Source organism: Candidatus Frackibacter sp. WG13 (assembly GCF_900114655.1).
Lineage (GTDB): Bacteria > Bacillota > Halanaerobiia > Halobacteroidales > Acetohalobiaceae > Frackibacter.
This window is the reverse complement of the sequence record NZ_FOTT01000030.1, coordinates 1-21,277: the sequence shown is the minus strand read 5'-3', so window position 1 is coordinate 21,277 and position 21,277 is coordinate 1. Positions and strand designations below refer to the sequence as shown.

Sequence of the window (21,277 nt, the reverse complement as noted above, 5' to 3'; positions counted from 1 at the left end):
AATAATAATGGGAGTTAATAATTATAGTGGTCCCGCAAATAATTTATTAATTTTCTTACACATACCAAAAACAGGCGGGACCACATTAAGAGGTATAATAGATAAACAATATTCATCAAATAAGAGATGGCATGCATATGAATTTTTACCATTAGAACAAAGAATTAAAGAGGTTCCAAAAAAGCAACTAAAAAAGATAAATTATATGGCTGCGCATTTTCAGTTTGGGGCCCATCAATATTTTACAAGACCATATACCTATGTTACGATGTTGCGCAATCCAATTAAACGCTTGATTTCAGAATATTATCATAGACGTAGAAATCCAAATAATCCTTTATATGATAAATTGCAAAATATTAGTTTGAAAGAGTTTGTTAGTAGTGATGAATTTTTAAGTAATTCAAATTTACAGCTCTTTATGATTAGAGGAAGGGCAGTGAAACCTTTTAATTTAAAACATAATGATTTAGAAGAAGCTAAAAAGAATTTAGAGAAACATTTTTCAGTAATAGGTATAACAGAAATGTTTGATGAATCTTTATTTTTGATGAAGAAAGAGTTTGGGTGGGAGGATGTGTCCTATACAAAAAAGAATGTAACGAAAAGTCATCCGTCTAAAGAAGAAGTTCCAAAGGAAGTAGTTAAGATAATAGAAGAGAGAAATAAATTAGATATAAGATTATACAAGTATGTAAAGAGGAAGTTAAAAGAGAAGCTTAAAGACTTAGATCCAGAATCTAAGCGTGAGTTAAATGATTTTATTAAGTAAATTAAAGTGATTAATGATTAAAAACTATTTAACCATTATAAATTTGCATTAAGATTCACTAGAATTAGGTATTTGCATAAAATATAATCAAATTTATTAAGAAGAGAGGATGTTGATGGATGTTAATCTTTATGCATATACCAAAGACTGGAGGCACAACATTACGAAAAATAATAGATAAGCAATATTCTGAGAGTGAGACTTGGCATGCATATGATGATTTACCATTAAAAGAGACAGTAGATCAACTTTCCAAAAAGCAATTAGAGAAGATAGAATATATAGTTGCTCATTTTCCTTTTGGAGTACATCGTTATTTTTCAAGGCCATGTACTTATATTACTATGCTACGGAATCCAATTGATCGTGTAGTATCTGAATATTATCGTGCACGGAGGAATCCGAATATTCCTATATATGATGAAGTGCAAAGTATGGGTCTGAAGGAGTTTGTTAGTAATGATGATTTTGCTTTAAGTAATTCGAATCGGCAGACTTTATTAGTTTGTGGGAGAAAGAAGGGTACTCCTTATGATTTGGAATTAGACGATTTAGCAAAAGCTAAAGAGAGATTGGATAAATATTTTGCAGTAGTAGGTATAACGGAAATGTTTGATGAGTCTGTGTATTTAATGAAGAAAGAATTAGGTTGGGATGATATATTCTATACTAAGAAGAATGTAGCTAGGAATCGTCCTAATAATGAGAGTTTATCACAAAAGGTAGTTGATACAATAAAAGAGAGAAATAGATTAGACTTAGAGCTATATAGTTATGCCAAGGAAAAACTAAAAAAGCAGGTTAAAGCTTTAAATGATAGAGATAAAAGAAAACTTAATAATTTCATTTGTCAAAATAAGAAGCTAAATTAAGCTGATAATTGATAATAGATTTCATTAAAATAATGAATTTTGTCGCATTTGCTTAGTGCTAAGCAAATGCTTTTTTATTTTTAGAAACTTATATAGTTCTTCTCACATTATTAATAAGAGTGCCATAATAATATATTATAACTTTTTATTTAATGAAGTTATAATTTTAATATGAATTTGATGATTTAGTACTTTTTAATAAAGAGGTAGGTATGGAGAAATGAAAAAAAGTGTGAGTATAATTATTCCAACTTTTAATGGTGGAAGAATATTTAAAGACTGTTTAGAAGCGATTAAAAGACAGAAGTATAGTGGTGAGATTCAATTAATTATAATTGACTCTGGTTCTACAGATGGAACTGTAGCGGAAGCAAGAGAAGCGGGAGCAGATATTATTCAAATTGATAAAGAAGAATTTAATCATGGTCGTGCAAGGAATAGAGCTCTTAGAAATACAGACTATGAATTAGTTATATTTACTGTACAAGATGCCATACCAGTGTCAGATAATTGGATACATTTAATGGTTAAATCCTTGGAAGAAGATGATGTAGTAGCAGTTACTGGTCAACAAATGCCACATAATAATGCTGATGTATATGCTAGGTTTGAAGTTAGACAACATAATAATCATTTAGGAAGTAATATTAAAATAAAATCTATAGATTCAATGCAAGAGTTTAAAGCTATGTCTTACGGAGAAGCTTTAAAAGTTGTTAGGTTTGATAATGTATGTGCGATATATAAAAAAGATGCTTTAGAAGAAATTTCTTTTCCTAAGGTTGCTTTTGCAGAGGATATGGCTTGGGCTAAAAGAGTATTATTAAGAGGTTATAAAGTTAAATATGATCCTTCTATTAAAGTTAGGCATTCTCATAATCGAATACCTAATTATAGACTTAGGCGGACTATCTTTGATATTATTCATACTGCACAAATTCTTGAGCGTTTAAGAAATGATCTTTCTTTTATAAGATTACAGGACCTTTATGCAGGACTAGAAGTAATTGAAAGAATGTATCAGGTTATTGTTAATGATTTAAGAATGAATAACGGGGCTTTAATAAACTCTGGTAATAGGGCTAATTATTTTAATCAATTAATCAATACTGTATTTAATAAGAAAGACAAAAATTTAGATGTAGATTGGTTATTAAATTTTGCTAAAAAGTGTGAACTTGAAATAAAATCTGTTTTAAGCACGATAAGTGAATGGTTTTTAGGAGTAACTAATAAAGAATTACTTCTATGTTTAGAGCAGTTTACAGCTTGTCGAAAGGGAAAGCTTTTAGGTGAGGTAATGGTAAGCTATCAATCAAATGGTAATCTGCCTAATGATATAGCTGAAGTAATCGTTCCCTATTTGAGGGGGGTGTGATATTTGGCTAAAATATTATTAGCATGTCATGAATTTTTTCCACGATATTATACGGGTACTGAAACGTTAGTACTAGAGGTTGCAGATGAGTTAGTTAGAAGAGGACATAGTGTGGAAATACTTACAACAGAACCTTTATTACCAGGAGATGAAATACCAGATTGTCCTCAAGTTAAGACAGATGAATATGGGGGACATAAAGTATGGCGACTTTATATCCCAGATGTTGTAGAGCCGATTAAGCGCATGAAGTTAGAGAGTTATGATCCGCGTTTGACTTGTTTATTTAATAAAGTTTTAGATTCTTTTAATGCTGATGTAGCTCATATTTTTCATCTTATGGATTTAACTTCTAGATTAGTTGATATTTTAAAGCAAAGAGAGATTAAAACCTTCTTTACTACAACTGATTACTGGTTATTATGTCCAAAGTATCAACTTGTTAAGCATAATGATGAATTATGTTCGGGACCCAACCCCTCTAAATGCTTTTTATGCTTATTAGCTTCTAACTTTAAAGGTTTAAATCAAGGAAATGCTAATACTAATCTACAAAACTTGGTGCAACGAAGAATATTATTACATCGAGAGATAGTAAAGAAATTAGATGGAGTATTATTTTCAAATAAATTTACACAGAATCTTTTTTATAAAAATGAATTCATATGTCCTAATGAATATATTAATCCATTTCCTGTTCCTAAAAGGGCGGAAGAAGTTTATAAACTTGGAGAAGTGTCAATAGATAGCAAGCTTAAAATCGCTTTTATTGGAACATTGAGGCCAACTAAAGGTCCACAAATTATTATCAATGCTTGTAAACAATTAAAGAATAGAAAAGATATAGAGTTGCAAATATGGGGAGGATTTAATGATAATAATAGTTTTCATAAACAACTTAAAAAGAGTGCAAAAGAAGTAGAATGGATAAATTTTTGTGGGACTTTCGAACAAGAGAGGTTTCATGAAGTATTAGCAGATATTCATGTGGTAGTGATTCCTTCGACTTGGTATGAGAATACTCCGCTGACAGCTTTAACAGCATTAGCAGCAAAAAGAGTTTTAGTTGTTTCTAATTTAGGAGGGCTTTCTAGTCTTGTGGAGGATGGAGTCACAGGTTTTCTTGTTCCTCCTGGCAATCATAAAGCATTAGCCAGGACAATTCGAGGGTTAGCAAATAATAATAGAAAAGTTGTTAAAGCTTCTAAGGCAATTTCTTTTAAACAGACTGTATCAGACTACGTAGATAAACTTGAAGAAATATATAATTAGTTTAAGTAATTATGTTAGTTCTTAATATGTAGTTTGGGAGTTGGTAAAAATGAAATGTTTAGTCTTAGGAGGGGCTGGTTTTTTAGGGTCTTATCTGTGCAAATATTTAGTAGATAAAGGCTATAATGTAATACTATTTGATAAAAATCAACCTGATTATAGTAGTTTTAATGATATGGAAGATAAAATTGAGGTAGTTATTAATGATTTTGTAGAATGTGAGTCTTTTGATGAACTAACAAAGAGTGTAGATGTAGTATTTCACTTAATCAGTACTACTGTGCCGAGGAATTCTAATCAAAATATGGGGTTTGATATAGAGTCAAATGTACTGCCAACATTAAAGTTACTTAATAACTGTAAGAAGAATGATGTAAAAAAAGTTATCTTCTTTTCATCAGGAGGTACAATATATGGAATCACTAATAACATACCAATATCTGAAGTACATTCGACAGATCCTATATGTTCCTATGGTATTCATAAGTTAACGATAGAAAAGTATCTACAGTTATATTGGTATTTATATAGATTAGATTTTGTTATTATGCGGATTTCTAACCCTTATGGAGGGCGACAGTTCTTAAACGCAAGTCAAGGTGCAGTCACTACTTTTTTAGAGAGAGCGTTAAGTAATGAACCGATTCATATTTGGGGAGATGGTAATATAATTAGAGATTACATTCATGTATCAGATGTAGCAAGAGCAGCGTCTAAATTAATAGATTATAAGGGAAAGTATAAAGTCTTTAATATTGGCAATGGAGAAGGACATTCACTTAACCAAATATGTGCACAGATTAAAACAGTATTAGAAAGAGAAATAAAGGTTAATTATGAGCAGGCTAAAAAAGAGGATGTTCCAATTAATGTACTTGATATAAATAGAGCTATTAGTGAGCTTGATTGGAAACCAAGAGTTTCATTACAAGAGGGGATCCGATTATTAATTGAAGATTGGTCGGAACTTATTTAATAAATTAATTATAAGTGGAGTATTATGGACTTGTAGTACTCTACTTATAATCTTTGTCTAGTTTTATACAGTTAAGGGGGGAGAAAAGTGCAATTAAGTGATAGTAATAAAGATCTAGAAGACTTATTAGTCTTTATGCATATTCCCAAAACCGGGGGAACTACATTACGGGAGATAATCCAAAGACAGTATGAACCAAATAAGGTTTGGACCTTTGGAACCATATATCAATTTAGAGAAGAGTTAAGTGAAATGTCTGAAAAGAGAATTAAACAGATAAGATGTTTACAAGGACATGCTTGTTTTGGAGAGGTACATCAACCTTTTAATAGGGCATATAATTATCTTACTATGCTAAGGGATCCTATTGAAAGGATGCTTTCATTATATTGTCGTCATGGTGGAGCTCAAGGCTTAAGTCTAAAGGAATTTATTACTAAAACGGATTTTGAGTTTGCGACTAAAAATACTCAAACTCGTTACGCATCAGCAGAGGCTCCTCCAAATTTAGAGATAGCAAAGGAGAATTTAGAGAAACATTTTGCAGTAGTTGGAATAACAGAAATGTTTGTTGAATCTATATTTTTAATGAAGAAAGAATTGGGCTGGGTAGATATAGACTATACAAAGAAGAATATATCACAGGACCGTCTTTCATTGGATGAAATTTCACAAGAAGTAATTGAATTCATAAGAGAAAATAATGAATTAGACAATGAGTTATATAATTATGCTAAAAGCAGATTAGAGAGTAAAATTCAAAATTTAAGTCTTGAGTCAAAAGAAGAGTTAGATGAATTTAGAACAAGGTGTAATAACTCTATGAAATAGAATAATATAAATTTAGAAGCTATAAGCTAAGAGCAGTATGGTCATACTGCTCTTATTTTATATTTAATTATTAAAGGTTTCCTATAGCATCTTCTGGTGCTATAGCACCGACTGCACAGACATCCTCTTTTTTTATTATAGCTCTATCAACTGTAGTTACTTCTTCCATTTTACAGTTGTTATCATTTAGTGCTCTTATGATAACGTCTTCATTACCAGTAAGGTCATTAGGACCAGATAGTTCAAGGTAATCAGCCCCAAATCTTTGTAACCTACCAATAGCATCCTTTAAAACACCATCAGATTCAAACTCAATAAATACCATTTTATCTTGATAGACTGTCTCTAATCTTTGGTCAGAGGTGGTATCTTTAAGCATTCTTTCTGCCTCCTTTCTTGTGTATGATTTTAAATTTATTAAATCTCAGGATTTAATTCGACTGCATTTACGTTGTTTAAGTAGATTAGCAGTCTGAAAATCCCGTAATCTACTGGTGGAGATGTGTCAGATGTGAATTCAATTTCTTCATAGTCATTTTGACAATACACAGCGTCCTCAATAGGTTCATTATTATAGACTTTTAAGTCGATATAGTCGGCTCCAATGATGTGTAATTTGCCTATAGCTGACTTGGCAACTCCGTTACATTCGTATTCTACAAGAACAAGTTGACCTTCATATTCATTATGCAATTCTTCTTTAAAGGTTTCATTCTCAAGAAACATTCGGCTCCCCCCTTATAATGATTTTAATATATGATATGAAAGTAAATAATGAACTGTGATTATATGATTGAGTATTTTATCGTTCCTAATCTATAAGATTGAGCATAACATATTACATAAACCAACAAGTAGATTATAATGCCTCTTATAAGATAAGGGAGGTGGAGTTTATATGAACAAGTTAGAATCTAAAACAGTAGTTGTTTTAGGAATGCATCGAAATGGAACTTCTATGACAAGTGGTATTTTAAGCAAGCTTGGAATCGATATGGGAAGAGAATTAATAGGCAAAAAAGTATCTAACCCGCTAGGCCACTTTGAAGATAAAGATTTTCTTGATTTAAATATTAAAATTCTAAAAGAAGCTGGTGGGGGTAGTTGGGACTCTACTCCTGCTAGAGAAGATATATTAGATCAAAAGGATAATTTTCAAAAAGAAATTAAGAGTTTACTCAAGAAGAAAAATGAATCTAGCAGTAATATCTGGGGATGGAAGGATCCAAGGACTAGCTTAACTATTGATTTATATCTACCGTATTTAAAAAATCCTTACTTTCTAGTTTGTTATCGTAATTCAAAAACAGTGGCTGAGTCCCTACAGAGAAGAAATCAAATGGAACTAGAAGAAGGTAAGAAGTTAAAGAAGACTTATGACCAACGTATTGGTGATTTTTTTAAAGAGTATTCTGACTCACCAAGGTTAGATCTCCATTATGAAGCGGTAACTACTGAACCTAAAAAATGGGTAAGGAGGATAATTAATTTTCTAGATATTCAAGTAAGTAAACAAGAAGAAAAAGAGGCTATTGAATTTATTATGCCTAACGAAGCAGTGCGTAATCTGCAATCTATACCTAATTTTATTATTATTGGAGAAAAAAATTGTGGAGTGATTCCTTTATATAAATATTTGGTATCTCATCCAAATGTAATTCCTGCTTGTAAAGAAGAGATCCAATTCTTTAATAAAAATTTTAATAAAGGTGAGGATTGGTATCTTAATCATTTTTCTGAGATAAGGAAGTTATGTAAAGATAAATATATTACTGGAGAAGTAAGTACTAATTATTTCTTTTATCCTTATGTACCGCAAAGAGTCTTTAGAATGTTGCCTGAGGTTAAATTGATAGTTCTATTAAGGAACCCTGTTAATAGGGCTTATGCACATTATTGTGGTGAGGTGCTTAAAGGAATTGAACGATTATCATTTAAGAAGGCCTTAGAAAAGGAAGAGGAACGATTATTTGGAGAAATAAAGAAGATGAAACGTGATAAAGATTATTTTAGTTTTAAGTATAATCATTTTTCATATAAAGCTAGAAGCATTTATATAAATCAGTTAAAAAGATGGTTAAATATATTTCCAAGAGAACAGTTATTAATCTTAAAATCTGAAGATTTATATGCTGGGCCTGAGGAAGTTATGAATAAGATTATAAAGTTTTTAAATTTACCTGAATGGAATTTTAAAGAGCATAAGAAAATTAAACGAAATAGAAATCATTTTATAAATAAATCTATAGAAACGCAGTTGTATAAATACTTTAAAAGATATAATCGACGGTTATTTAAACTTTTAAATGTAGATTGGAATTGGGATAAGTAAAAATATATTTTTTATTCTAGTAGTAACGAATAGCCCCTTGGATAGTATAATATACCAATGATGGAAAATGGAGGTGAATAAAATATGGCTTTAAATGCTTTTGAATCATATACTTTAGACCCTAATACTAGTGGTACAACAGCAATTCAAATCGATAGTACAACAGAAGTTACTCTCGGTACAGTTACAATTGATACTACTGGAAGTACTGATGTGAAATTAGATGCAACAGTAGGTATGCATATAGCTACCGATGCTGCAGAGGTAATATTAAGAATTCGTGATAATACTAGTAGCCCTGTTGTAAGAGCGAAGGTTGCAGATGCTAATGCAGCTACTGATGATTTTACTGTTGCGAATATGGTTGGTGTTGATGATGCAACAGGAGAAAGTGTAACTTATGACTTAACTGCTGCGTTAAGTCCAAGTTCGGCTACTGCAGGAGACCGTGTAAGAGTTATTGGTCCGATTACTTTAACTGCAGCAGCTATTGGTTAGATACTCAAAGTCAAGGTGGGTTCAACCTGTCTTGACTTTTTATATATTCTATTGTATCACCTCCTGATTTAAATTATATTCAACCAAGACCGTACTGGGTATGCATTTCAGAAATATTCTTGCAACATATTTTCAGTAATATTCATATACATATAATAAGGATATAAGATGATAAAGGAGAGATTTTATGATAGATAATCAATCTAAAACAGTAATTACTTTAGGAATGCATAGAAGTGGTACTTCTATGATTGCAGGTGTTTTAGATAAACTTGGTGTCAATATGGGGGAGCGAATGTTAGGTAAGGATTTTTCTAATCCTCTAGGTCACTTTGAGGATAGAAGGTTTATCAGTCAAAATATTAAAATTTTAGAAGCGGCTAATGGGAGTTGGGATGATCCTCCTACTAGAGAAGCAATTTTAAGGCAAAAGGATAAATTTCAAAGAAAGATTAAAAGGCTAGTAAATAGAGAAGGGATTTGGGGTTGGAAAGATCCAAGGACGAGTTTAACTATCGAACTATATTTGCCATATTTAATTAATCCTTATTTTATTATTTGTTACCGTAATCCAGCAAGAGTAGCTCTTTCATTAAAAAGAAGGGAAGAAAGAAGGAGAAGAGAAGCTCAAAAAGAAGATTCAAGGAAGAAGAAAAGTAGAAGTAAACTAATAACATTTAAACAAGGAATGAAATTAAAGAAACTTTATGATTCTCGTATTGAAGAATTATTTTATAGGTTTCCTGATTTAAATAGACTAGAGCTTAATTATGAGGAAGTCATGGATACTCCAGAAATGTGGGTCAAAGAGATTACTGATTTTTTAAATATTAATGTAGACAAGGAGGAAAAAGAAGAAGCTATTGATTTTATTTTGCCTAAAGATGAAATTCGTGAATTAGAAGAAGAATATAAATAAACTTAATTCTATAATTCACCTTTCTCTTTAAGTATTAATTAGCTAGTATAAAGCTATTTAATTACTTAAGAGGAAGGTTATTTTTATTATCAGTGACGTATTTCATTTGTTTTACATACATATATTGCAATAGTGGATTTAGGCTTATAATTAGGAGGTATAAATTAATGTTAGAAAAAGAGACTCCACAGATATCTACAGTCTTATTAAGTTGGAATCGTTATTATTTATTAAAAGAGACAATAGATTCTTATTTAGATACAATTTCTGTTCCTTTTGAAATGATTATTGTAGATAATGGTTCTGATGATGGTTCGCAAGAATTTATTAAGCGTATATGTCAAGAATATTCTAATTGTAGTTCAATCTTATTATCGGAAAACAAAGGAGGGGCAGCATTAAATTTAGGTTTGCAAGAGGCTAAGGCAGATTTTTTACATGTTTCGGAGAATGATCTCATTTATAAACCTGACTGGGATCAAAAGATGCTAAAGGCTTTTGAAAAGTTTCCAAGATTGGGACAGTTATCTCTATATTCTCCTTTTCCGCAAAAAGAGTTAGGAGAGACTTGTGATGTTAGATCAGCTTATAAGATAATAAGGGATGATTGTGCCATTTATGTTACAGATATTAATATAGGTACAAGTTCGATGTTTAGAAGAAGTATTTGGGATCGAGGTGTAAGATGGAGGAACACTAAGTTTGGAACTTATAAATTTCCTCATGACTCTGCTTTTTCTAAGGATGTAATGAAATGTGGATATTTAGTAGCTTGGAATGATGAGTATTTAGTTATTAATTGTGGTCATCAGGTTGATGAATTACGAGAAAATCTTGCTTATTATATAAAGAATTATAAATCTAAATGGCGTGGCTTTAAGAAGTTTAAAGAACGGTTAAGAAGGTTTGGTTATAGATTGGAGCGAGCAAGAAATACAGAATCTGGCTATAAGATTGTTCCTATTGATGAATAAGGATTAACGGGTTGCTGTTAATTCACATAAAATATTAAAAGCTTATTATTAGGGAAGTGTGAGTTATGAGGATTAAAAGTCAGAACAAGAATAGATTGTTAATCTTTATGCATATGCCGAAAACGGCTGGGACGACATTGGGTCAGATTTTTAGAAAACAGTACGCGAATCAAGTTTGTGGTGGAGGCGCGCAAAAGGATACTATAGGTAAACTAAGTGCTCTATCGGATGCAGAAATTAATAAATTGAAGTGTATATGGGGACATATACCTTTTGGAATTCATAACTATTTTAAAAGGCCATATATCTATATTACAATGTTACGCGACCCGGTTGAGCGCATAATTTCTATGTATTATTACCTATATCATAATACAAAAATTAAGTGGATTAATGGTTTAAGTTTTAAGGAATTTCTTAGTATAAAGAGCCTTAAACCAAAGATTGAAAATTTACAGACTCGTTTTTTATCTTGGGAAAGTCGAATTATTAATTATAAAAGAACTGAGAAGAATCTTACTAGTTTTATGTTAGATTCAAATCAAGGAGAACCTAATTTAGAAAGAGCTAAGAAGAACATTAATGATTATTTTGCTATTGTAGGAATAACTGAATTATTTGATGAATCCATATCTTTAATAAAACGAGAATTAGGGTGGGATGATATAGATTATACAAAGAAAAATGTGAATTCGAATCGTCCCGCAAAAGATCAATTACCAGTAGAGATAATTAGTATGATAAAAGAAAAGAATAAGTTAGATATAGAGCTATATGATTATGCTAAAAAGAAATTAGAAGATAATTTGTAAAATTTAATTTTGTTAAGGGAGGGGTTTAATGAATCAATTGGAGTTTAGACCTAATTTTATTATCATTGGTGCCCAAAGATGTGGTACAACTTCATTATATAAGTATTTAACATCTCATCCTAATATAGCGCCTGCGGCTAGAAAAGAAGTACACTTTTTTGATAATCATTTTGAAAAAGGATTGCAATGGTACTATAAGTATTTTTCTAGCTTACAAAACTTACAGGAAAAAGGTTGCATTACTGGTGAAGCAAGTCCTTATTATATATTTCATCCCTATGCGTTTAAGAGAATTCATAATTTAATCCCTAAGGTCAAGCTTATAGCTTTATTAAGAAATCCTATTGATAGAGCCTATTCTCATTATCATCATGAAGTACGTAATGGATTTGAAACTTTATCATTTACTGAAGCAATAGCAAAAGAAGAAAAAAGATTAGCTGGAGAGTTAGAAAAAATGGAGAAAGATAAAGATTATTTTAGTTTTAACTATAATCATTTTTCTTATAAAACTAGAGGGATATATATAGAGCAGCTACAAAGGTGGTTTAAACTTTTTTCAAGAGAGCAGTTATTAATCATAAAATCAGAAGATTTATATGCAAATCCTCAATTAGTCATGGATAAAGTTTTAGAGTTTTTAGAATTACCAAAGTGGGAGTTAACAGAATATAAGCAGTTTAATTCTAGTGGAGATTATCCGGAAATGGATTCAAATATAAGACAGCAATTACATGAGTATTTCGAACCCTATAATCAAAGATTATATGATCTTTTAGATGTAAATTGGGATTGGGATAAAGAGAGGTGAAAGAATGCCTAATTTAATTAGTATTATAATCTTAACGTATAATCAGTTAAAGTATACAAAATTATGTATTGAGAGTATTAAAACTTGGACAGAAGTTCCGTATGAATTAATTTTAGTAGATAATGGCTCTAGTGATGGTACAGTAGAATACCTTACTTCAATAGCCGATGTTAAATTAATCACTAATCAAACTAATTTAGGGTTTAGTAAAGGGGTAAATCAAGGCATAAAAGCGGCAGATGGGGACTATATTATGTTACTAAATAATGATACTATTGTAGCAAATAATTGGTTAAAGAATCAATTAAGATGTATTGATAGTAAATTAAAGGTCGGAATTGTGGGACCAAGAAGTAATTGTGCTCGTGGAAAGCCAGGGACGATTGAATGTAATTTAAATGGTTTAGAAGAGATAGTTAAATTTAGTAATAATTTTAATAAGCCTGATGCGAATAAGTGGTTTGAGTTAAATGCTGTTGCTGGTTTTTGTATGTTAATCAAACGTAAGGTGATTGAAAAGATTGGCTTATTTGATGAAGACTTTGAATATGGATTATTTGAAGATAGAGATTACTGTTGTCGAGCTAGAGAGAATGGTTTTAAGGTCTATTGTGCGGGAGACACTTTCGTTTATCATTTTGGACATCGTACTTTTGAGGGAAATAATCTACCACAGCGGCATATATTTAATAAGAATATGAAGAGGTTCAAACAAAAGTGGAAATAGTTGTATTTGAAATTTAATAATACTAAGATAAAAAGGCACACCTCACTAAGAGATGTGCCTTAAAACTATGATAGTAGTGCTAATTATTCATTAACAATTTTATCTTTTTTATCTGCTTCAATTACTTGACTATTCTGTAATAATTGTACTGCTTGCTCCATGTAAGCTATAATATTATCACCTGATTCTTTAGGTTCAATACCTAAAGCTTTACAGACCATAGCACTAATATCGATGACATCTATATCTGAATTTAATGCATGAGCGGTATTATAGATTTGAGAACCACAGCCGGCACAGGCTGTTACACAGATATCAGCATTAACTTCTTCTGCTTCTTGTACTCTTTTAACTCCTGAATGTTGTACTGTGTCTAAGTCGGTAAATCCAGCTACTAAGCCGCAGCATAATCCATCTTCCCGATTGTGTTTCATATCCTTATATTCACTACCTGGGATTGCTTGTAATATTGTACGTGGTTCTTCATAAAGATTACTCCAGCGTCCTAAATGACAGGAGTCGTGATAGGTGATGGTTTTAGGGATTTCATGAGTTAACTCTAACTCGTTACTTTCTATCTTTTCTGCCATATAGGCTGTAACGTGTTTAGTTTCAATATCCCAATCTAGACCTAACATTTCTGCAAATTGAGGATAGAAATCATTAAATGTTGCTAAACAACCAGGACAAGATAGTAATAATGTTTCTACTCCTCGTTCTTTAAATAATTCTATATTCTGTTTGATTTTGGCTCCTAATTCATCATAGTAACCACCTAGACCTAAATAGAGACCGCAGCAGGTTTCATCTTCATCGAAGTATACAAAGTCTTGTTCGATTTCATTAAGAACTTTAGTAACATTGTGAGGCATATCATCCATTACATAGGAAGCCCAACAACCAGCCCAGTAAGCTACTTTGCCTTCATCTTGATATTCAACATCCTCAGCCATCCAATTACCACGATTAGAATTATTGAGACCCCAGAAATTATCTCCATTTAATACATTATCACGAAGGACATCTAAGCTAGTAATTTCATAACCTTTTTCTTCGCTTAGTATTGGTCGAATAGCTAACCAATGATGGGCTAAGTGAATATTAGTCTGACAAACTTCATCACAGCGTTTACAAGTAGTACAGTGGTATAACTTATGAGCTGTTTCTTTATTTAAGTCAATCTTACCTTTCATATATTGTTGAAGCAAGAACCATTTGCCACGAGGAGAGTTACTTTCCCAAGGATCAGCATCAAAGACAGTACAGACTGAACGACAGAAACCACATTGAGCACAGCCAAAAGTATCTTTAGCCATATCCTCTGGAATATCATAGCCACTAAAATCCTTTGGATTATTCTTAATAAATAATTTTCCGGCCATGCCGTAGATAAAGGTTCCTAATTTAGCTGCTTTCATCCCTTTCTTTAATAGTTTAGCCGGAGAATTTTTATCTAATTTAGCTGGAATAATCTTACCTGGATTAAATATTCCATTTGGATCTGCTTGTTGTTTATAATTCCATACTTTATTTAGACGTTTAGTTCCGTAAAAGTCTTCTGCTTCGTCAGTGAAATAAAGACCGATAGAATAATTTTCGCCTCCTAGCTTCTTAGCTTCATCCATGATTACTAATGAAGAAGTATAAGCTAATGGGAATTGAATCTTTTTTCGTTCATCAGAAAGAACAAAGCTTAATAAAGTAACTTTATCCGGACCAACCATGAAACCCTCGATAGCCACTTCTTCACCATATTTTTTCTTAACTTTGTTAATAAACTTAGCTAAGTTTTCTATAGGGATAATAGATTCACTAGCTATCAAAGAAGGACCTAATTTTTTAAAGCTCATAGGATAAAATCTTTCTTCCCATTCTTTAAAGGAGAGTTCTTCATTTAGTGGAGTACCTTTATTAGTTTCAATAATTTTTTTTAATTCTTCTTTAATAGCATTGGGTGTATCGTCAGGAAGTACGAAAGTACCCATATATTTTTCTGGAACTAAATATTCATTTGTAGCTTTTTGTTTCCAGGCAATATGCTCAGAGGTGGCAATATTTAAAGTCCATAAAGGAATATTAGCTTCTTTAATGGCTAAAATTGCAGATGATAGATCTTCAACTTGACCAAAAGTAGCTACTATTGGATAATTGTCAATTTTCTTACGAACTTCAATAGTTGCTTCGATAATGAAACCAGTAATCCCCTCTAAAGAGCAGATCAAATCTAATTCTTTACCAATAAACTCTTTAATATCGCCTTGTGGGGTTATTACTTTTAAAGAAGTAATATTATCCTTAATAAAGCCATATTCATAACTCCCGATTCCAGAACCGCCTTCTGCTATCCACCCCCCAACAGTAGCTCCTGGAGCACTTGTTGGATACAACTTTAAAGCTAAATCTTCTTTATTTAGATAATCTTCTAGGTCCTGCCAAAGAACACCGGCTTCTACAGTAACAGTTTTTTCATTCTTATTTACTTCTACAACTTCTTTCATCCTAGTAAAATCTACTACGACTCCTTTTTTGGTAGGGATAGCCCCCCCGTAGCCACTAGTTCCTGCTCCTCTAGGCACTAAAGGTATTTCTTCTTTTTGTGCTAATTTCACTATTTTTTGTACTTCACCACTATTTTGCGGTTGTACTACTGCATCTGGAGTCGAATCAATCATAGCATCAATAGCGTCAGGTAGTGTTCCCATATCGTGACTGTAGACTATTCTTTCTACTTGATCAAATTTGACTCTGTCTGCAAAAATTTCCTTTAATTCATTCTGAACTTTAGTCGTTAACATTTTATCTACCTCCTTTAAATTAGTTCCTACTCTCTGCTTACAAAATTATAGTAGTCTTTAATCCCTCCTTTTTAGTGGAATTAATTTGCGCTATATATAAACACATGTCAAAAAAATATACTTCAAACTATTGTGAGTCAAATTTAATTTCTCTATATATAAATAATTGCTTAAAAATAAAACATAAGAATATTAATAATTAGATTATTGTAAGACTGTTGTAATAGATCATTAACATAAATTCTACGCCAAATCTACATAAAGTCACAAAATGTTCATATTATTATATTTCGGGATTATTTTCACAATTCCTGCTTTGAAGTAAAATTTTTTTTCACAAATACTAAAAGGAAAAAATGAAAAAGAAGTAATTATTTTTAAAAGGTATTATAAAGCTGATATTATATATTGGGTTATTTAATTAATAAATCTCTATTCTGTCTAAAGAATTGAATATGGTTTAGAATGTACTTTAATTCTCCTTTATCAAAGTCACGTACTGCTCTTAGAACCCCTTGAACTCTAGGGTCACCTAACATTTCCCTTATATCTGGAGATAAAGAAGATAAGAGGTCTTCTATATCTTCCTGTTCTAATAAAAAATAACAGACTGAAGTTCCTAAAGCTTCAGCTATATTTTCTAAAGAATCTACTGATGGTAGTGTCTGTTGATTCTCTATTTGACTAATTAATCCAGAAGATACTCCTGAGTTATCAGCTAATTTAGCTACAGTCATTCCTTGAGCTTGTCTTATCTTTTTGATTCGCTGCCCTACTTTTAATTCATTAGTACTTTTTTCTAAGAAATAACGAACGGTAACATCAAGTGTATTGGCTAAAACTTCGATAGTATCCAAATCAGGTTGGCTTTTATTAGTCTCTAAATTAATTAATTCTTCTTCTTTAATATTAGTTAGCTCAGCTAATTCAGCAATTGAAAGACTACGTCCTTCTCTAATTAATTTCAGTTTATCTCCAATTGTTTTTCCTCCAGGACTATTGTCAAATAAGTAAGTAATAGGAATATTTAAAGTTTCAGCAATTTGTTTAATCGTAGTTAAGGAAGGTTTTTTAATATTACGTTCAATAGCGCTTAAAAAAGAGTAAGAAATACCTATTTTTTTAGATAGCTCTTTTAAAGTTAATCCTCTTTCCTTTCGAAATTCTCTAATCCTTTTACCTAAGGTCATTTATGTCACTCCTCAAGATATCTATATTGTAGTACTTTATATAATGGTAGCATGACCTATTAATTCTGTCAACTTTTGAGAATTGACTTTAATTTGTTAAGATTTTTAACAAAAATAGATTAGTAACATAAATTGATAGTAATGAAGTTTGCTAATTAAGGGGGAGAGAAATGAGTAAAAGATTACTAATGCTTGGATTTGATTGTGCAGAGCCAGACTTAGTTTTTAATAGATGGTTAGATGATCTACCAAATATCAGCGCCTTGAAAGAACAGGGAATTTCAGGCAAGATGAAGAGTATAATACCTTCGACCACTTGTCCATCTTGGATGTCTATGTTAACCGGTCATCAGCCAGGAAAGTTAGGTTTTTATGGCTTAAGAAATAGAGTTGATTCTTCCTATAATAATTTTGTAGTAGCTGATTCTATGATGGTAAAAGTTAAGACGATTTGGAATAGGTTAGATGAAGTTGGAAAGAAGTCAATTCTAATAGGAGTTCCGCAGACCTATCCAGCTAAATCTATTAATGGTTGGCAGATTACTGGTCTTTTAACTCCTGGTATTAATTCAGAATATACTTATCCTCCGGAGTTAAAAAAAGAGATTGAAGCGTTAGTGGGAGATTATAAATTTGATATAGATAATTTACGTGGTGAATATAGAAAACATATTTTAGAACAGATTTATGAGATGACAGAAAAGAGATTTAAGGTAGCTAAATATTTAATGTCAACTAAAGAGTGGGATTTGATGATAATGGTGGAATTAGGTTTAGATAGAATTCAACATATATTTTGGCATTATTTTGACCCAAATCATCTTAATTATCCAGGGAAAAATCAATATCAAAGTATTGTTAAAGATTATTATATTTATTTAGATAAAAAAATTGGAGAATTATTAGAATATATTAATGAAGATACAGCCGTAATGTTAGTATCTAATCATGGAGCTAAGCCGATGATTGGAGGTATTTGTATTAATGAATGGTTAATTCAAGAAGGTTATTTAAAGCTAAAAGATAAGCCAGAAAAGATTACTTCTATTCAGCAGTTAAAAGTGGACTGGCAAAATACAATTGCTTGGGGCTATGGTGGGCATTATGGTCAACTATACCTAAATGTTGCCGGTAGAGAACCATCAGGAGTAATTCCTCAAGTAGACTATGAGGTGGTAAGAAATGAATTAATTAATAAATTAAAGGCTATAACTGATGAGAATGGAGAAAATATTGGAACAAAAATTTATAAGCCAGAAAATTTATATGGTGATTGTAATAATATTCCTCCAGATTTAATTATTCTGTTTGGAAATCTCGACTGGAGATCTATTGAAAGTGTAGGTCATGAGTGTATTACACTTTATAGAAATAATAGTAGAATCGATAGTGCTAATCATAAGCAACATGGTATTTATATTTTTATGTCAAAGAATACTGAAAAGAGAGAGAATGAAAGGATAAATTTATTAGATGTTGTACCTACTATTTTAGATTATTTTGACTTAGAAATAGAAGATGAGTTAGCTGGCAGAAGAATTCAGTAAAAAATGCTTTAAAGTATATATATTATACACAGGATTCTTGGATAAACTGTGGATAATGTGGATAACTTTGTGGAAAAGATGTTATATAAGTAAAAGTCTGTGGATAAGGTTGTGGAATAAACCACAATGTTGTTAAATTACTAGAACTTACATTCAACATTTAAGAATCTCTATGTTATAATCTAACTGACATATGATAGTTAAGTTTTCAATGTTTAAATTGGATAGGAGGTGTTAATACCTGATGAAAGAAGGCAAAAAATATATAGTTTATTTATTAATTATTTCTCTATTAGTTCCTAGTTTTGTGGGAATATTGTGGACAAGCAATGCCTATGCTTTTATTGGGTTAGAAGATTCTAAGATGAAAGATGGGTTCTACTCAGTCTTAAAAGGATTAGCAATGCTCTTTCTTCTAAACAGAGTAATTGATAAGGATGAACCAGTAGATAATTCATTGCCAGCAGAATCTAATGGGTCACCGACTAATCCTAGTGGTAGTTCTGAGAAGAGTAGTCAAGGCTCTTCTATAAAGGAAGAATCTCAGCCATCATCTACTGGTGCTGATAACTCTACCCCTGGTGAATCTACAGCAGATAATGATTCAGTAGATATCATTGTTGAAGAACCACCAGCAACTGAAGGTGATAACTCTTTACAAAAAGATTGGATAAGTGAGGAAGTAAAAGGCTTAACAGCTGCTGAGAAGAAGATGCTAGAGTTAGTAAATCAAGAACGACAAAAGAGAGGCTTAAAACCATTAAAAGTCGATTTGAGATTAGTAAAAGTAGCTAGAGCTAAGAGTAGAGATATGATTGAAAATAATTACTTCGACCATCAGTCACCAACATTCGGCTCACCATTTGATATGATGAAGAAGATTAATATTTTTTATACTCTTGCTGGTGAGAATATTGCTGGGGCACCAACAGTAAAGCAAGCTCACGAAGCATTAATGGACAGTGAGGGACATCGTGAGAATATTCTACGACCTCGTTTTACCCATGTAGGGATTGGAATTATTGAAGGTAGTAAGTACGGCATGATGTTTTCACAAGAGTTTATTGATGTAGATTAAAGAATAGAAAGGAGATAATTTATGTCGAAGAAATTTACTACAAAACTATCTATTATTTTAGTCTTAGCAGTGATGTTAACAGTAATTCCAGTAGGACAAGCTAATGCGGCTACAGTTCTTGAGTATAGGATGCATAATGACAAGGTAGTTACGCTACAGAAGTTATTAAAAGCCGAGGGATATAATCCAGGACCAGTTAATGGTTATTTTATGTATATGACTAAAAGAGCAGTAATTAATTTTCAAGAAGATAATGACTTAGAAGAGACAGGAGATGTAGATGCAGAAACGTGGAACTTGCTTAAGTCAAAGGCTGGACAGGTAGATAATCCACAAAATGATAATACTAAAAATGATACTGGCAGTAACAATAATACCAATAATAACGACAATAGTAATAATGATGATTACAATAACGATTCACAAAGTCCTAATTCTAATCAAGACCAGCAACTAGATACAAATCCTATTTCACAGCCAACTAATCCACAGATAGGACAGATGACTACCGAAGAAAAAAGAATGTTAGAGTTATTAAATAAAGAACGGACTCAAAGAGGTTTAGAACCATTAGAAGTAGATATAAGATTGGTTAGATTGGCTCGTAAGAAAAGTAGAGATATGATTGAGAAAAATTACTTTAGTCATAAGTCACCAACGTATGGACTTGTGTATGATATGTTAAGAAATGCAGGGATTAGATATAGAACCGCTGGTGAAAATCTTGCTGGCAACTCAACAATCACAAAAGCTCATACAGCATTAATGAATAGCACGGGACACCGCCGTAATATTTTAAAAGAAGATTATACGAAGATAGGAATTGGAATTATTGATGGTGGACCTTATGGTAAGATGTTTACTCAATTATTCTTGGATGAGTTTTAAATTAAAATTTAATATAAGTACGGCAGAATTTTTTTGCAAGAGTTTATTGATGTAGATTAATTACTAAACACACACTAAATTAAGCATTACACACACCTAATAATTAAAGAAAGGGAGATAATTTATGTCGAAGAAATTTACTACAAAACTATCTATTATTTTAGTCTTAGCAGTGATGTTAACGGTAATTCCTGTAGGACAAGCTAATGCAGCTACAGTTCTTGAGTATAGGATGCATAATGACAAGGTAGTTACGCTACAGAAGTTATTAAAAGCAGAGGGATATAACCCAGGGCCAGTTAATGGTTATTTTATGTATATGACTAAAAGAGCAGTAATTAATTTTCAAGAAGATAATAACTTAGAAGAGACAGGAGATGTAGATACAGAAACGTGGAACTTGCTTAAGTCAAAGGCTGGACAAATAGACACTCCACAAAATGATAATACTAATGATAATAGTGGTAACAGCAATAATAACAACAATAACGATAATAACAATAACAATGGTAATAATGATAATAATGATAATTCACAAAGTCCTGATAATGGTCAAAGCCAAGATGATAAAAAGAATGAAAATGGAAATTCAGGTTCAGAAACTG

Annotated in this window: 21 protein-coding genes; 17 read left to right on the top strand and 4 right to left on the bottom strand. The window is 31.5% G+C overall.

Annotated elements, in window-relative coordinates; translation table 11 throughout:
• Positions 1-7: 7 nt before the first annotated feature.
• The 6 genes from BM077_RS12675 to BM077_RS12650 all read left to right on the top strand — a co-directional run bounded on the left by BM077_RS12675 (position 8) and on the right by BM077_RS12650 (position 6,101).
• Positions 8-772, top strand: a complete 765-nt coding sequence (locus BM077_RS12675; protein ID WP_089750864.1) for a sulfotransferase family 2 domain-containing protein — start codon at positions 8-10, stop codon at positions 770-772.
• A 119-nt stretch (positions 773-891) separates the two neighbouring features.
• Positions 892-1,644 (top strand): sulfotransferase family 2 domain-containing protein, encoded by a 753-nt coding sequence (locus tag BM077_RS12670; protein ID WP_089750862.1) that lies wholly within the window; start codon positions 892-894, stop codon positions 1,642-1,644.
• A 220-nt stretch (positions 1,645-1,864) separates the two neighbouring features.
• Complete coding sequence (locus BM077_RS12665) at positions 1,865-3,022, top strand: glycosyltransferase family 2 protein (RefSeq protein ID WP_089750860.1); 1,158 nt, start codon at positions 1,865-1,867, stop codon at positions 3,020-3,022.
• A gap of 3 nt (positions 3,023-3,025) precedes the next feature.
• Complete coding sequence (locus BM077_RS12660) at positions 3,026-4,294, top strand: glycosyltransferase (RefSeq protein ID WP_089750858.1); 1,269 nt, start codon at positions 3,026-3,028, stop codon at positions 4,292-4,294.
• Between the two features lie 49 nt (positions 4,295-4,343).
• Positions 4,344-5,270 (top strand): NAD-dependent epimerase/dehydratase family protein, encoded by a 927-nt coding sequence (locus BM077_RS12655; protein ID WP_089750857.1) that lies wholly within the window; start codon positions 4,344-4,346, stop codon positions 5,268-5,270.
• Between the two features lie 87 nt (positions 5,271-5,357).
• Positions 5,358-6,101: a sulfotransferase family 2 domain-containing protein gene (locus BM077_RS12650; RefSeq protein WP_089750855.1), complete on the top strand. Its 744-nt coding sequence runs from the start codon at positions 5,358-5,360 to the stop codon at positions 6,099-6,101.
• 70 nt (positions 6,102-6,171) lie between these two features.
• Here the strand turns inward: BM077_RS12650 and BM077_RS12645 are convergent, their stop codons facing one another.
• Positions 6,172-6,480, bottom strand: a complete 309-nt coding sequence (locus BM077_RS12645) for a hypothetical protein (protein ID WP_089750853.1) — start codon at positions 6,478-6,480, stop codon at positions 6,172-6,174.
• 38 nt (positions 6,481-6,518) lie between these two features.
• Positions 6,519-6,827 (bottom strand): hypothetical protein, encoded by a 309-nt coding sequence (locus BM077_RS12640; RefSeq protein ID WP_089750850.1) that lies wholly within the window; start codon positions 6,825-6,827, stop codon positions 6,519-6,521.
• 172 nt (positions 6,828-6,999) lie between these two features.
• Here BM077_RS12640 and BM077_RS12635 point away from each other — a divergent pair, with 172 nt between their 5' ends.
• The 7 genes from BM077_RS12635 (at position 7,000) to BM077_RS12605 (ending at position 13,174) form a co-directional block, all read left to right on the top strand.
• Positions 7,000-8,433 carry a sulfotransferase gene (locus BM077_RS12635; RefSeq protein WP_089750848.1) on the top strand — a complete coding sequence of 478 codons (1,434 nt, stop codon included), beginning with the start codon at positions 7,000-7,002 and terminating at the stop codon, positions 8,431-8,433.
• An 84-nt stretch (positions 8,434-8,517) separates the two neighbouring features.
• Positions 8,518-8,931, top strand: coding sequence for a hypothetical protein (locus BM077_RS12630; RefSeq protein WP_089750846.1), 414 nt, complete (start codon positions 8,518-8,520; stop codon positions 8,929-8,931).
• Positions 8,932-9,118: 187 nt separating this feature from the next.
• Entirely contained in the window at positions 9,119-9,850 is a 732-nt protein-coding gene (locus BM077_RS12625) for a sulfotransferase family protein (RefSeq protein WP_089750843.1), read from the top strand.
• A 167-nt stretch (positions 9,851-10,017) separates the two neighbouring features.
• Entirely contained in the window at positions 10,018-10,824 is an 807-nt protein-coding gene (locus tag BM077_RS12620) for a glycosyltransferase family 2 protein (protein WP_089750841.1), read from the top strand.
• Between the two features lie 65 nt (positions 10,825-10,889).
• Positions 10,890-11,636 carry a sulfotransferase family 2 domain-containing protein gene (locus BM077_RS12615; RefSeq protein ID WP_089750839.1) on the top strand — a complete coding sequence of 249 codons (747 nt, stop codon included), beginning with the start codon at positions 10,890-10,892 and terminating at the stop codon, positions 11,634-11,636.
• A 28-nt stretch (positions 11,637-11,664) separates the two neighbouring features.
• Positions 11,665-12,447: a sulfotransferase family protein gene (locus BM077_RS12610; protein ID WP_089750838.1), complete on the top strand. Its 783-nt coding sequence runs from the start codon at positions 11,665-11,667 to the stop codon at positions 12,445-12,447.
• A gap of 4 nt (positions 12,448-12,451) precedes the next feature.
• Positions 12,452-13,174, top strand: a complete 723-nt coding sequence (locus tag BM077_RS12605; RefSeq protein ID WP_089750836.1) for a glycosyltransferase family 2 protein — start codon at positions 12,452-12,454, stop codon at positions 13,172-13,174.
• Positions 13,175-13,257: 83 nt separating this feature from the next.
• On the opposite strand, the gene BM077_RS12600 is transcribed toward BM077_RS12605, so the two are convergent.
• Both BM077_RS12600 and BM077_RS12595 read right to left on the bottom strand, forming a co-directional pair.
• Positions 13,258-15,969: an FAD-binding and (Fe-S)-binding domain-containing protein gene (locus BM077_RS12600; protein WP_089750834.1), complete on the bottom strand. Its 2,712-nt coding sequence runs from the start codon at positions 15,967-15,969 to the stop codon at positions 13,258-13,260.
• A 413-nt stretch (positions 15,970-16,382) separates the two neighbouring features.
• Entirely contained in the window at positions 16,383-17,159 is a 777-nt protein-coding gene (locus BM077_RS12595; RefSeq protein ID WP_089750832.1) for a helix-turn-helix domain-containing protein, read from the bottom strand.
• Positions 17,160-17,329: 170 nt separating this feature from the next.
• On the opposite strand from BM077_RS12595, the gene BM077_RS12590 reads away from it, so the two are divergent.
• The 4 genes from BM077_RS12590 to BM077_RS12575 form a co-directional block, all read left to right on the top strand.
• Entirely contained in the window at positions 17,330-18,706 is a 1,377-nt protein-coding gene (locus tag BM077_RS12590) for an alkaline phosphatase family protein (RefSeq protein WP_218149539.1), read from the top strand.
• A gap of 244 nt (positions 18,707-18,950) precedes the next feature.
• Positions 18,951-19,784 carry a CAP domain-containing protein gene (locus BM077_RS12585; protein ID WP_218124697.1) on the top strand — a complete coding sequence of 278 codons (834 nt, stop codon included), beginning with the start codon at positions 18,951-18,953 and terminating at the stop codon, positions 19,782-19,784.
• Between the two features lie 21 nt (positions 19,785-19,805).
• Positions 19,806-20,672, top strand: a complete 867-nt coding sequence (locus BM077_RS12580; RefSeq protein ID WP_218124696.1) for a CAP domain-containing protein — start codon at positions 19,806-19,808, stop codon at positions 20,670-20,672.
• Between the two features lie 124 nt (positions 20,673-20,796).
• The coding region (locus tag BM077_RS12575) for a peptidoglycan-binding domain-containing protein (protein ID WP_143018636.1) at positions 20,797-21,277 on the top strand (481 nt) is incomplete at its 3' end.